The 12,866-nt window shown below is 54.5% G+C and carries 11 protein-coding genes and 1 pseudogene; 5 read left to right on the top strand and 7 right to left on the bottom strand.

Annotation, left to right across the window (positions count from 1 at the left end):
• Positions 1-1,250 precede the first annotated feature (1,250 nt).
• Together FQ192_RS35055 and FQ192_RS16515 are read right to left on the bottom strand one after the other, a co-directional pair.
• On the bottom strand, positions 1,251-1,367 hold the full coding sequence (locus FQ192_RS35055; protein ID WP_372242347.1) for a hypothetical protein: 117 nt from the start codon (positions 1,365-1,367) through the stop codon (positions 1,251-1,253).
• A 125-nt stretch (positions 1,368-1,492) separates the two neighbouring features.
• Positions 1,493-2,710: pseudogene (locus FQ192_RS16515) on the bottom strand (IS3 family transposase).
• 709 nt (positions 2,711-3,419) lie between these two features.
• On the opposite strand from FQ192_RS16515, the gene FQ192_RS16510 reads away from it, so the two are divergent.
• Entirely contained in the window at positions 3,420-4,448 is a 1,029-nt protein-coding gene (locus FQ192_RS16510) for a hypothetical protein (RefSeq protein ID WP_149659524.1), read from the top strand.
• Here the strand turns inward: FQ192_RS16510 and FQ192_RS16505 are convergent.
• Positions 4,432-5,022, bottom strand: coding sequence for a sce7726 family protein (locus FQ192_RS16505; protein ID WP_149659523.1), 591 nt, complete (start codon positions 5,020-5,022; stop codon positions 4,432-4,434). The two genes, FQ192_RS16510 and FQ192_RS16505, sit on opposite strands and share 17 nt — an antisense overlap.
• 118 nt (positions 5,023-5,140) lie before the next feature.
• Between FQ192_RS16505 and FQ192_RS35050 the strand changes: the two genes are divergently transcribed.
• The 3 genes from FQ192_RS35050 to FQ192_RS16495 are packed head-to-tail and all read left to right on the top strand — an operon-like array spanning position 5,141 to position 7,226.
• The gene (locus tag FQ192_RS35050; RefSeq protein ID WP_372242346.1) at positions 5,141-5,470 is read left to right on the top strand and encodes a helix-turn-helix domain-containing protein; all 330 of its coding nucleotides are present in this window, start codon (positions 5,141-5,143) and stop codon (positions 5,468-5,470) included.
• 40 nt (positions 5,471-5,510) lie between these two features.
• Entirely contained in the window at positions 5,511-6,548 is a 1,038-nt protein-coding gene (locus tag FQ192_RS16500; protein WP_178129134.1) for an ImmA/IrrE family metallo-endopeptidase, read from the top strand.
• A gap of 6 nt (positions 6,549-6,554) precedes the next feature.
• On the top strand, positions 6,555-7,226 hold the full coding sequence (locus tag FQ192_RS16495) for a hypothetical protein (protein ID WP_149659521.1): 672 nt from the start codon (positions 6,555-6,557) through the stop codon (positions 7,224-7,226).
• Between the two features lie 146 nt (positions 7,227-7,372).
• On the opposite strand, the gene FQ192_RS16490 is transcribed toward FQ192_RS16495, so the two are convergent.
• From FQ192_RS16490 to istA, 3 genes are all read right to left on the bottom strand, one after another.
• Positions 7,373-7,723: a hypothetical protein gene (locus FQ192_RS16490; RefSeq protein WP_149659520.1), complete on the bottom strand. Its 351-nt coding sequence runs from the start codon at positions 7,721-7,723 to the stop codon at positions 7,373-7,375.
• A 64-nt stretch (positions 7,724-7,787) separates the two neighbouring features.
• Positions 7,788-8,543 (bottom strand): IS21-like element ISPre4 family helper ATPase IstB, encoded by a 756-nt coding sequence (gene istB / locus FQ192_RS16480; RefSeq protein WP_149659519.1) that lies wholly within the window; start codon positions 8,541-8,543, stop codon positions 7,788-7,790.
• Positions 8,544-8,563: 20 nt separating this feature from the next.
• The gene (gene istA / locus FQ192_RS16475) at positions 8,564-10,078 is read right to left on the bottom strand and encodes an IS21 family transposase (RefSeq protein WP_149659518.1); all 1,515 of its coding nucleotides are present in this window, start codon (positions 10,076-10,078) and stop codon (positions 8,564-8,566) included.
• Between the two features lie 450 nt (positions 10,079-10,528).
• Here istA and FQ192_RS16470 point away from each other — a divergent pair, with 450 nt between their 5' ends.
• Positions 10,529-12,373 carry a hypothetical protein gene (locus FQ192_RS16470; RefSeq protein WP_149659517.1) on the top strand — a complete coding sequence of 615 codons (1,845 nt, stop codon included), beginning with the start codon at positions 10,529-10,531 and terminating at the stop codon, positions 12,371-12,373.
• A gap of 21 nt (positions 12,374-12,394) precedes the next feature.
• On the opposite strand, the gene FQ192_RS16465 is transcribed toward FQ192_RS16470, so the two are convergent.
• Positions 12,395-12,733 carry a hypothetical protein gene (locus FQ192_RS16465; RefSeq protein WP_149659516.1) on the bottom strand — a complete coding sequence of 113 codons (339 nt, stop codon included), beginning with the start codon at positions 12,731-12,733 and terminating at the stop codon, positions 12,395-12,397.
• Positions 12,734-12,866 lie beyond the last annotated feature (133 nt).

Genomic DNA, 12,866 nt, shown 5'->3' with positions numbered 1-12,866 from the left:
ATCAACAGCATCAGTGAGGAGAACGCCCGTGACGCCCAGGCGCTCGATCAGGTCAGCCGCGCCATGCAAGCGTTGTCATCGCGTTTGACTGGATTGAGTAGGGGCTAGTTGTTTAAGCCTTAAGCCTCGGTGCTGGGTTGCTTAGCTTGGTGAAATTCAGCACGGGAGGCATGGGTTGAGCTATATGGTGCGATGAGCGGATGTCGCCGTTCGTGGGCACTTTCCAGTGCCACTAGTGACTTGAGGCATGGGAATTTCTGCATTAGCTGACGATATGAAATAACTCGGGTCGACTTAGATTTTTTATCCAGTTGACCCGAATAATCTTTCCTGTTGGCTTACGATCAGATTCTTTTGCATCGCATCAACCAGTAGGCAGCCGGCAACCCTGATTACGCGGCTCAATGGCTGGCCCATCGGTTTCCCCTGTCAACGCTTCACCCTGCACCTCACGGTGCAACATGCATGACTCGGGGTCTGGTTGATTCGCCATTTCTTACCAGTATCGAACTTTCATCGACTATCCTCCGCCAGCTTTAACTGGCGCTCTAACCGTCCGGGCAATACACCTTCCTGACACCGCCGCTTGAGGCGATGGTGTCCGGCAACGGATAAGACAGGAAAAAGCAGCGCCGATCATCGATGCACTGCACACTTGGATGGAGTTGCTCCTCCGCCGGGGGGAAGCAATATCGAAATCGATTATTGTCTGGCAGGGTCTGGGACATAAACTTCGACAGTGATACCTGATTGAGGTTGCTGTGAGGACGTTAGATCGCTTGGATCTTTCGTTTGAAGCAACTTTTCGAAGGAACCGATCCCGAATGTCACCCATGGTTCTGGCTAATGTCGCAGGAGGCGTTTTACCTGCGGACGAGCAGCTTCCGGAAGGGTCTGATCTCTGGACAGCTCACAGTTCACGCAAGAACTCGTCTGCTTGGACGATACTCCGGGTACGCTCGGAGAGCAGGTTATGTGTCGCCACTCCGCTAGAATTTGCGCTTTACCTTAGAAAAACTGCCATCGCCAAGGCCTCTGTGGGTATGAACCATTCGTTTGAATGAAAGCAACACACTGGTAGGTTCCTCAGATGTAAAAAGACCCTATAGAGCCTGGTTCGAGGGGACGACCAATGAAACGTGGCCCCATGTATTGGTAAGCACAGGAAAAAATATAGGTATGGCTGAGACGGACGAAACCTAAAATTCTTAACGTCGATGACTGCAACATTGCGCACGAGTGAATCTTCATTACAGGCTCTGCGCGACGCCCAGGTCTGTTCGTACCATTCGACCAGGTCCCATCAACACATAAACGGTGTTTTTAGTCTCGAACAGGCAATCATGGTGGATGAAGGAAACATCCATGAGGTTCTTACCTAATTACCGCGAGGGAAACGTCCTTTGCAATCGTGGATAACACATAAAGCGTTGATTAAAGTAGGAGTGACGCCTCCGGACTTGCCCCTACAAAACCGGACACCAACTCCCTGTTAAATTGATGCTGCGGCCAAGCGCCTGAACTCCCTCGGCGAACGATAGTTCAAGGCGCTGTGCGGATGCTGCTCGTTGTGATGCTCGAAGGCAATGGCCAGGTTGTGCAGCGCCGTTTCTCGATCTGGCTTGGGCATGTGTGCCACGTAGTCTCGCTTGATCGTCTTCACGAAGCTCTCGGCCATGCCGTTACTCTGCGGGCTGCGCACAGGTGTGGTCACCGGCTGCAAGCCGATCTGTCGAGCAAACAGGCGTGTCTGTTCGGCGGTGTACGCCGAGCCGTTGTCGCTTAGCCATTGCACCGGTGTGGTAGGCAGTTGGTCGCCAAAGCGCTTCTCCACGCTTTCCAGCATCAAGTCGCGGATATCATCGCCACTGTACCCGGTCGGGCTGGCGACCCAGCCGATGGCTTCGCGATCACAGCAGTCCAGGGCGAAGGTCACGCTCAGTTTCGCGCCGTCCTCGCAGCGGAACTCAAAGCCGTCCGAGCACCAACGCGTATCGCTGGTTTCCACCGCAATACGACCTTCGTGCCGACGCGGCACACCGGGCTGTTTGATCCGGCGCTCAAGCAGCAAGTTGTGATCACGCATGACCCGGTAAACCCGCTTCACGTTGATCGCGGGTAGCAACTGGGTTTCACGGGCGCGGCGTAATAATCCCTAGACACGACGGTAGCCATAGCTGGGCAGCTCGCTGACCTGGTGCTGGATTTCGACCACCAGCGCAGCATCGTCCTCGGGCCTGCTTCGCCGTATTTTGGGCGATACCGATTGCTTGATTCGAACCGTTAATTGCGAGCGCGCCACACCGAGACATTCGCTGACCAGCTTCACTGGTCGTCCCCCGGCAACAAGGGTGAGTGCGCAATCCATTTTCGCGACCGGGCGATCTCCACGGCCTCTTTAAGGATTTCTGCTTCCATCGTTTTTTTGCCCAGCATCCGTTGCAGTTCACGGATTTGCATGAGCGCATCGCTCAGCTCGGAGGCAGGCACCACGGCTTCGCCAGCACTGACCGCCGACAGGCTTCCGTCTTGGTAAAGCTTGCGCCACAGGAACAGCTGGTTGGCATTGATGCCGTTACGCCGAGCCACCACCGAAACGCTTTGCCCGGGCTCAAGACTCTCGCGAACCATGGCCAGTTTTTGCTCTGGGCTCCAGGCGACGCCGCTCCTGGCCCAAAAGCTCCCCACTCTTATCGTTGCTGTTAGTCATAAACATAACCGTTTGCCTATCCCTTATCGTAAGGGGGAAACGGTGTCCTGTCTTTCATGGGGCTCGTTCAGCCTCTTCCAACAACGGCCTTTAACTGACGGGGAGTGACCGCTATATCAACCACTGTTCAATCGGCGACTAGACAATAGGCGCGTCCTGGGAAGTAAAATCCGGCCAGAGCCACGGCGTCTGAATGAGCTAGCTCACATCCAAGTAATTTTTCACCACCGAAAAGCAGTTCGACTAGGCCCGCCAGATTCATTCGCCCCTCCGACCATTTCAAAAATCGGTCGAATAATCAATCACACCAGTCAGCATAGCTGTCCGTAAAGCGCCTGTCTGAACGCCGATGAATAGCACACAAAATTTGACTCATCTCCTCGCAATCTGATGCTTAGCCCATTCGCGATGGTCTGATTTACGCCGCGATACCAATGATCACGGGCTCACTTTCTCAAAACCTAAAGCTCGAGGTATCCCACGCATCCCTAAACACCACATTTCGGTCGATGGGGGCATTCACGAATTTACGCGCAATTCTTGGTTGCTTAGCCGGTTTTCTTCCAACCCTATGTATCGGCAAAGTTCCCTCCGTGACGGACCCTGACCGCGCTTCCTAATTGTCACAATTACTGTTATGCCCGCTCGACTTTATTAATAAGACGTACGATGATGGCAAAATAGAATCGCAAGCGCCTAAGGAGAGGAAATGCCATCTCTGCACCCCAGCTACCCACCATATATTCCTGTGATCAAGTGGCAAAAAGCTGAGCAAAAAGCACTGGAAGCAATTGATGAGGAGCTCGTCGATCAAGTCTGGCCTTGCATTGAGGTGCGAGGCGTCACCCACCATCAGTTGCTAATGTCTGAGGTGTTTCACTATTGGAAAGGTACGGTCCTGGTGGACTATGCCGACCCATCCGGCCGGCTGGGTGGGCGCCGAATGGAGGTGTTTGAGTCCTTTCTCTCGGTCGCCGGTGCCAAGAACTACCCAATTATCCCGGTTCTCGACTCTCGAGATGCGGTAGAACTCAGCGACAAAATGCAGCAACTGCTTTCTACCTTCGATTCTGTCGTTGTGCGCCTGAGAATCGAGAGCCTTTCCCTCTCCCAAGACCACTTCAAACAAGTTCAAGATGCTTGCAGAATTCTATGTCAGCTCAAGGTCTCGCCACGCCTGATGGTCGACATGGGCGAATGCCCGAGTGAATGGGCTGCTCAGGACTTAAGGTCCTTCGCCGCGGTGCTTAGAGATATGAAGGGGTGCGGGTTTTACACAGTCCATCTGACCTCTGGAGCGTATCCGGAGAGCCTTTCCGATGTGTCATCGATGGCCGAGTATGACCGACACGATTGGCGCCTTTGGAAGGAACTGAACACAATCGCTTCTGACTTGCTCTTGGGGTATTCCGACTACGGGATCCTGTCGCCGAAATGGACGGAAGAGATCCTGAAGAAAATTGCCAAGAAGGTGGCGCTGCGTTACACGCGCGAAAAAGATTGGCTCATTCTGAAAGCCACCGGCAAGAAAAAGCAGGACTCGATTGACCTCTCCGTAATTTTGGTCACCCGGTACGCCAAAGACTTTATGGGTTCGAAGTTTTCCTTGGGTGATCGGGTGATGGCTACACGGGCGGATTCCGAGGTGCCCGACCGGGAGAAGAAGGGAGGGGCTTCATCCCATCTTACTGAGGCTTGGATTCACCACATCGCCTACGTCGTCAAAGAGCAATACTAAACAGATCGTGAGGCACTTCTACTGCAGGAGCCTCACCTCGCCTCAACAGGTAACTGCGAACAGTCTCCCGAAGCTCATCGAGTGTGAGCAATTCGGCTACTCGCTCTTGAAGCATATATAGACTTTTGCCTCGCAATCCTCGAACTGCTCCGCGGTTCTCAAGGATCGAAAGGCATTCCTCACGTTTGAGCAGGGTCGCCAAAACCTCCGGCTCCTGCCCCTTGTTTGGTTTGGCGACGCGCACCTGCTTGAACGCAGCGTGCTCATGCTCAGGAACCAGCAAGATACCCCACCACGCGGGTAGCATTGGTATCGCTTTCTTGAGATGACGCTCGGTTGTCACGAGGGTGACGTGATCAAACACGCGGGCATATCGGGAGCCCTGTCCGAGCAACCGCTTGAGCGAATCACCCTCGCTCTTGATCTCGTAGCAATGCATGTCGTAAGCATCAACGACGTCTGCTCGGATCTCTCCACCGCTGAGCTGCAACTCCTCAAGGAGCATATTCGACATACTGCCGCGAACACAGTCCAAGTGGTGCGCCAATGCTCGTTTGATCTCTGCCTCACGCATTATCGTTGTCCTGATTGGAAAAATACTGCTGGACAGCAGGATAGTCTAACCCATTGGGCTGTAGACGCCTCAATGATACGCCACTTCACGAGCTATGCAAATATGCTAATATTTAAGTATGAATTGCATAAAGACTCCCATCCAGCTTCAGCATGAGCTTCGCCAGTTTTTCGAGCGAGGCGGAAATGCAACTAGCAGTAACATAGCTAGGCTTACCGGCATTGCTCAGTCGCAGGTCTATCGCAACCTTTATGACCGACCAAAGCGCGTAAGCCGCACTCTTAAAGATTTATGCAATTATGCAAATATATCCATTTTCACGGAACAATTAGACCCTCGCACCTCCCCCATCTTGATGGAGGCCTTGGGGACGGTTTGGGACGGTTCAGAACAGCATGCAAAACGGCTGGCTGAATTGCTATTTGCTCATCGAAAGGCGTGCCTGTAAAAATGATAAGTGCAGCAGTAGCGGTAGCAGGAGGGACCCCATGGATGATGCTTCGATACCAGTAACAATCAAGTCTGCTTTCAGTAGCCTCAAAGCAGCGGGATACCCACGCTCATATATAGAGAAGCTTCTGCCCGACTGGTGGGACAATAGTCTGTTCAAAACCAGCGCAGGCGCACTTCAATTCGCCCTGATTCTCAAACAGCGCCTCGGCCTTGAAGCTAGCTTTGGACTTGAGGGTCAGTTACTGATCCAGTCTGACCCGCGCGGCGCTCGGTTCAAACGGCGCTCAGGCACGAAAGAGTCTGAGCTCTGCGTTGCCGCCGGCCTTGGCGTAGCTATGACAAAGCTGGCCTTGTTCTGCTCCAAGACGACGTATACGCCGCCGACGTGCAATCCGACGCTGTTGCGCGAAGAAATTCTGTCGATCAATGGCAACAACCATGTCGACTTCGAAGGCCTGCTTAAGCTCTGCTGGTCCCACGGGATTCCGGTGCTCTACCTAAAGGACTTGCCAAGAGCCAGCAAGCGAATGACTGGTATGGCCCTGAGTGTTGATGGGCGCCCTGCAATCGTCCTGGGCTTCAGCAGCACCCAGCATCCAAGGCAGCTGTTCGTACTTGCGCACGAGCTGGGCCACATTCTGTGCGGTCACTTAGGCAAAGACGGCATATTGATCGACGAGGATATCGTTGAGGTCACCGATACGCTCATCGAAACCAACAACCAACGTAAAGATACCGAGGAACGCGAGGCGGACGCTTTCGCTTTAGCACTGATCCGAAACGGGCACCAAGACCCATTATCGTCAATGGGTCGCGTTGGCTCCGCGACGGCCCTCGCAGCAAAAGCAGCAGTCCTCGGACAGGAGCTGGGAATCGACCCTGGCCACCTAATACTCTCGTATGCCAAGGACCACAATGATTGGGCACGCGCGAATCAGGCACTGGAATACAGCCCATCCCAGCCGAGCGCAATTAATGTGGTAGGACGGTATTTTCAGGACGGTGTATCGCTTGACGCCCTAAGCTTAGAAAATCAGAAATACCTTTTGTCGATTCAAGGATTCGGTGAGTAAAGCGCTTTGTATCTCCTCGATAGCGATGCTGCCCGTAAGCTGTGCCAATACCAACTCATCCATGAGCTGGTTCGAGCGTTGAACTGTGCGCTCTCGGATATTGCGGTATTGCCCCAGCTGACCTTCCAACTGCGCCTAAACAATCAACAAGCCGCTCTAAAGAAGCTCGGCTCGGAGGAATCAGTGGCATTGGCCGTAGAGCTGATGCGTCATGCAAGCATCGTTGACGTAAAGGTCGAGCAGTCGAACCACGCCCTCAACTTCGAGCGCCCAGACATCGATTCCGGCGAAGCAGTGTTGTTCGCCGCTCTATACCAGAACGCTCAAGACACCATGTTGAGTGGCGACAAAAGAGCCTTTCTGGCGCTATCCAAGTTCGATGACGAGGTGGCCGCCAATAGTATTTGGGTCCGCCTAATTTGCCTCGAGGAGGCAATCATGCTGATCCTACAAAGCGAATGTTTTGCCCAAGTTTCCGCCAAAGTGCGTGCACGATGCGATGTCGATAAAGCCATGAGCATTGCATTCGGCAGAACTCAGGCAGCGGAGCAATCGAGCGCGCTGCAGGCACTGTCCAGCTATGTCCGAGACCTCAATCGAGATACGGGTGGGAGATGGCGATCCCTCAGCGAAAAAGGGGCTTGTATCAGAATTCGCCAGACCAAGTGCAGGCCTTAATTGCAGCAAAGCTAAAAGAGCACGCTTAACTACAGTTGGCCAATGCGATTTTAAGCTACGTCAAGCACTACCCTCTCGCGCTCAGGGATGGCCTTCAAAGGTGATGACCGGGCGCTGCTAAAACCCAGGGCACAGAGGCACTTATGTTAGCGACCTTTTGATTGCAATTTTCCGTCTACCATCGTGAACATCATGTAGACGTAAAGCTCATTTCCCCACGTGTAGATCACGACGCTTCCACTGTTGGCAGTCTCCCGCCCTGGAATCTTCACGATGTCCAAAACCTGTTGATAGGTCATGCCTGGCTTGATAGCAGCATATTGCTCATTACTGATATTTGGACGCTGCGCCTGGATCGTTTGAAGATCCGGAAAACCAGATTGATAATTCACACTGTTGCCGCTCCCGGAAATCACCGGACAGCTATAAAAAGCTGTCAGAGCAAATGCGCGCTGACTGCGCATTCCACGCCATCCGGCCACCCAGCCCACCAACATCCGGCCACCTGTTCCACGCTCATCCGGCCAGGCAGTCGGAGCGCAGCGACGCAGGTTTGCATTGTTAGTCTGAAGTCCCTGTTGTCGTCAATTTCGTTGCGCGCCTGCGCATCGATTCACCCTTGAGTTCGATGCGGTAAGCGTTGTGCACCAGCCGGTCGAGGATCGCATCACCCAAGGTCGGATCGCCGATCAGCGCATGCCATTTATCCACTGGCATCTGGCTGGTTACTAGCGTCGAGCGGTTGCCGTAGCGGTCGTCTAACAGCTCTAACATGTCGCGTCGTTGCGGTGCGGTAAACGGCGCCAGGCCCCAGTCGTCCAGGATCAGCAGGTCAGTCTTGGCATAACCGGCCATCAGTTTGGCGAAGCGCCCGTCGCCGTGGGCCAGGCCCAGTTCTTCCATCAGGCGCGGTAACCGCAGGTAACGCACGCTGTAGCCGTCGCGGCAGGCCTTATGGGCCAGCGCGCAGGCGAGCCAGGTTTTACCGACGCCTGTTGGGCCGCCGATGATCAGATTCAGGCCGTCGCGCAGCCATTGGCCGCTGCCCAGTTGCAGGATCAGGGATTTGTCCAGGCCGCGTGGGCTGCGGTAGTCGATGTCTTCCAGGCAGGCGTTGTGACGCAGCCGGGCTGCTTTCAAGCGAGTCGTCAGGCGTGCATCTTCACGCTCGGTCAGCTCGCGGTCGACCATCAGGCCCAGACGTTCATCGAAGCCGAGGTCGTTGATGTCGGGCGTAGCGTGTTGTTCGCCAAGCGCTTTGATCATGCCGTGCAGGCGCAGGGTTTGTAGCTTGTCCAGCGTTGGGTTGGGTAGCATTTCAAAGCTCCTTTTTCAGGTCAGTGGTAGTAGCCGGGGCCGCGCAGGTTGATGTGTTCGTCAGGCAACAGCGGCAGGTTTTGCTGGGCCAGAGGTAACGTTTCCAGCCCTTGGCGCAGGATCGATTCGAGGCTTTTGTAACTGCACGCCCCAAGCGCCAGCGCACGCTGGCAGGCGGCTTCCAGCCGCTCTTCACCGTGATGCTTGCCCAGCCTCAGGATGCCCAGACAGGCGCGGAAGCCATGTTGCGGATGGATTCGGCGTTCGAGGATGTAGGCGATGACGCCAGCGGTGTTCGGCCCTGTTTGCTCTGCCCAACTGATCAACCGCTGCGGCGTCCACTCGGCATGCTCGCGGTGGCTCTTGGGCATGTGCTCGGTCTGGGTGGTGTGGCGACCTTTGTGCGGCGAGCGCCGATGGCTGGCCACGCGTTGATTGGCGTGGAAGCACTCGACCGTCTGCGCGGTCAGGCGCACTTCGAGTTGATGCTTCACCAGTTGATAGGGCACCGAGTAGTAGTGGCCGTCGACTTCGACGTGGTAGTCGATGTGCACTCGCACTTTTTTCCATTCGGCGTAGACGTATGGGTGCTCTGGCAGCGGCTGTAGCGCTGGCTGGTCGATGCTCTCGAAGGCTGACCGGCGTGAGCCAGGCAGCTTTTTGAAGGGCTTTTGATTGAGGCGTTCGAGCAGTACGCCGATGGCCGTGTTGAGTTCGCCCAAGGAGAAAAACTGGCGGTTGCGCAGGGCCGCCAAAATCCAGCGCTCGACAACCTGCACACCCACTTCGACCTTGGCTTTGTCCTTGGGTTTTCGGGCCCGGGCAGGCAGCACGGCGATCCCGTAATGTTCGGCCAGATCACGATAGCTGGGGTTGATGTCCGGCTCGTAGCGATGTGCTTTGGTGACGCCGCTGCGCAGATTGTCTGGCACCAGTATCTGCGATGTCCCACCCAAAAAAGCGAAGCATCGCGCATGAGAGCCCAGCCAGTCGGGCAATTGCTGCGACCAGGTGGCCTCGGCAAAGGTGTATCTGGACGCCCCGAGCACGGCGACGAAAATCTGCGCCTGGCGGATTTCGCCAGTCAGTTGGTCGATGATCGGCACGGTTTGGCCTGCGTAATCGACGAACAGTTTTTCACCTGCGCGATGCTCCTGGCGCATGACCACGTCGATCTTGGCCGCCCAGAGGCGGTAGTGCTCGCAGAACCAGCTGTATTGGAAGCCTTGCGGGTGAGCCAGCCGGTACTCCTGCCAGAGCAAAGCCAGCGTTACGCCGGGGCGGCGTAACTCGGCATGGACATGAGCCCAGTCGGGCATCGGGCGTTGATCGCTGGGGACAGCGGGCGGTGGCGGAAAAAGATGCCGTTGCAACTCGGCGTCCGTCAGCGCCGAGGGCCAGGTGAGGCCGCTGGCAGCAAAGCGATTGAGGTACTCACCGACACTGGCTCGACCTACTTGCAGGCTGAAAGCGACTTGGCGGGCAGATAGGCCAACCTCGAATTTGAGACGTAGCACTTCTCGAATCTTACGCATGGATAACCGCTCCACGACGACCTCTCTGCTTCGATAAAAGAGGTCGATGGTAGTGAATTAATCCTGCGTTGCTGCCTGCCTTTTGGGTGGCCGGATGTGCGTGGAACGGGTGGCCGGATCAGCGTGGAATAGGTGGCCGGATGCTCATGGAATCAGTGGCCGGATGGCCGTGGAATATGCACGCTGACCTTTATGCCTGACTAAATCGTGGCAGCTCACACAGCCGCCGGCGGTGATTTCAGCGATCCCGCAGTCGGCAGGTTTTTACTCGACAGACCTGGCGCCAAGAATGGTTGCGTTCTGTTCACCACTAGAATTGGCATTGCTCAGTAACCGTTAAATGAACGCTCAGAAAAGTCTGCCAAAACGGCAAAAAAATGGTGTGCATCAATTGCGACCGGAGCAGACGAAGCTCAAGATTGCGGGCAATCTCTGCGCGGAGCTTTTTGATTGAATAATCGTTTAATACGCCTGCCGCTTCGTGACCATCTTTGTGAAACGAACGATGCCGCCGCCATCAAGCATATAAAGGGTACCGTCGTAGTCTGGTGGTATCTGTACCAAAGAAAAAATAACGATGCCCAGTCCGTTCCGTACGTTGATGTCGTTTTCCGGTACCTGGACAACAATGACGTTCCCGCCGGGTTCACGGTGCAGAAAATCGGTATCAGCCGTCTGGGCACCTTTCGCATAGGTACCATCTGGTCAGACGGCACGTGCATCCATGAAGCTTATTTTGGTAAGGAAATGGAATTCGCGGTGGATTTCACTTGGGGATCGTGGTCTTACATGGCTGTGCATGGTGTGCCCACCGCGAGCCACGACTTTCCACAGGTCATCGAAAGGAACGATTTGTTTGGTGACACACAGGTAGAAAACGTCGCGACGCAAGTACTCAGTTTTCCGCTACCGGGTGACAAGAATCTGCTGATTTCGTGCACTGAATTTCTGGTCAGGTGTTACGGCAGAACCTCGGAAATGCCCAGGATATTGGCAACGTATCCTTGGCCTGATGTGTTAACTCTCCTCTTTGCCGATACTCAGCGGGATGCGAACGCCTGGGTGGTGAGTCCTTCCCGGAAAGTCCACGACGACGACGCATTGTTTCTGGCGTCGATCCTTTACGACCCCTATGCCGCAACTGTCGCGAAAAGCATATACAGCCAACTCGACAATGCGCGGGCGCTCGGACACGAAGCGGTGTGTGTTGAAGCAATGCCTTGGTTTCAGGGGCCGGCGAAGATCGCCGTAAGGGGGCGGTGGATCAATCGCGGCACTACATTTCTATGCCTAGAAGTTACGGGGATGAGCCAGCCACAGGAAAACCCTTACGAGATAAGCCGCCCTAAATACACGCGAGAAGACCCCGAGGCCGGTGAAGTGGACATCATGCCCACCAAGCCAGCGATAGAATTTCCGAGAGAACTGGATCCTTTTGAGGTCACCGACTTGCAAGAGCCAGATCTCAACGCAGCAACGTGGAATAAACCTGACCCGGGTTTTCGAATAATCGGCGAGCATTGCCCTTTCAAACATTCGCCCAAGGAGCGCTCCTTTTCGGAAAGAAGGACTGTGCCTACTCTGCCGAATTCAGCAGGCGTGTACTCCACAGGTGACCCTCAAGGCAGCGGGAAGGATGTTGCCAAGATCACCTTCAACGCGAAACGGTACGTGGGAAATGGCGGCATCCTGAACGACGTCTGGGAGGAGTTGAAGCGGGTGGCGGCTGCATACAAGGGCATTTCTGACCTCGCTTGGTATCACGAGAAAGCGGGGTTTAACACTCACGATCAGTTCAAGCTATTGCCCCTTGCATCTTTCAGCGCTGAAGAACTTGAAACGCTCAGCACCGATGAATCCAACTCGGACAAAACCCGGCGATGGTTAGCGTACCCGACGAACGCAAACCGGATGCGGGGAATTCTCGTACTGAGAATTGTCATTGATGCACGCAGCTTTTATCTATTTGAAATTCAGCGTAAGAAAATCCGAAAGAAAGCCTCGGTTGCAGAAGAACAGATATCGGGACTCCTCATGCAAATCGATGACCCTTCTGAGGCAATGCGCGTAATCGATGTGGTGTGTGACAAGATTCGACTCACCCGAGGAAGATTCTCGAAACTCAAAATGCCGCATGGACACAGCTACTGCGTATTCAAACATTTTTGGGGCAAGGACACGTTTGCTGCGGGCACAACCTTACGTACCGCTTTCAAGCGGTTCTTGGTTCAAATTGAAAGAGAACCCAAGCCCTCGACTACGGGCCCGTCGCAAGCGTCTGGTGCAATCAGCTAATCGAACAAACTGCAGTAGCGCTCAAGAGATCGGCTTTATTGAGACGACTTCAAAGTATTTGAATTTTTTCTTTTTAGCCGCGCTCTTGGCTTCCTGCTCTGCCGCAAACGTACTCAACGTATTGGCGTCGTAGACGAAGACTTCGACCGCGCCTTCAAATTCTTTGGTCACGCGCAGCGTTACCCTAAGCTTGGGCGAGAGCGGCTTGTTGGACTGACGAGACTTCAACGCAGGTAGCTTCTTTGCTGGCTGAACCGCATCTGGTGAACGAGCGACATCGTTACCCGGCGAAGGAGATGTTGCTGGCGAGGAGCCAAACAGTGCCCGACGCATTTCTTCCTCTGTAAAGTCTGTACTCATAATCTCGGTTCTATCAGGATGTAAGGATTAAGTAATTTCAACAGGTGGATCTGTACGGCTCGCGAGAAATCGGCTGTGCTTCTGACAGTCCAGAGCAATTGGCACCTGGGTTTAGGATCAATAAAACCGTACG

It is taken from the genome of Pseudomonas sp. ANT_J12 (assembly GCF_008370045.1).
GTDB lineage: Bacteria > Pseudomonadota > Gammaproteobacteria > Pseudomonadales > Pseudomonadaceae > Aquipseudomonas.
Note: the sequence above shows the minus strand (reverse complement) of the source record. Positions and strands in the feature narration are given on the sequence as shown.

Excerpts from the sequence above, each read along its gene's own strand:
- istA (WP_149659518.1), bottom strand. The coding sequence starts at position 10,078 with ATGCGTAAGATTCGAGAAGTGCTACGTCTCAAATTCGAGGTTGGCCTA.
- FQ192_RS16510 (WP_149659524.1), top strand. The coding sequence starts at position 3,420 with ATGCCATCTCTGCACCCCAGCTACCCACCATATATTCCTGTGATCAAG.
- FQ192_RS16465 (WP_149659516.1), bottom strand. The coding sequence starts at position 12,733 with ATGAGTACAGACTTTACAGAGGAAGAAATGCGTCGGGCACTGTTTGGC.
- FQ192_RS16505 (WP_149659523.1), bottom strand. The coding sequence starts at position 5,022 with ATGCGTGAGGCAGAGATCAAACGAGCATTGGCGCACCACTTGGACTGT.
- FQ192_RS35050 (WP_372242346.1), top strand. The coding sequence starts at position 5,141 with ATGAATTGCATAAAGACTCCCATCCAGCTTCAGCATGAGCTTCGCCAG.
- FQ192_RS16500 (WP_178129134.1), top strand. The coding sequence starts at position 5,511 with ATGGATGATGCTTCGATACCAGTAACAATCAAGTCTGCTTTCAGTAGC.
- FQ192_RS16490 (WP_149659520.1), bottom strand. The coding sequence starts at position 7,723 with ATGTTGGTGGGCTGGGTGGCCGGATGGCGTGGAATGCGCAGTCAGCGC.
- FQ192_RS35055 (WP_372242347.1), bottom strand. The coding sequence starts at position 1,367 with ATGGATGTTTCCTTCATCCACCATGATTGCCTGTTCGAGACTAAAAAC.
- istB (WP_149659519.1), bottom strand. The coding sequence starts at position 8,543 with ATGCTACCCAACCCAACGCTGGACAAGCTACAAACCCTGCGCCTGCAC.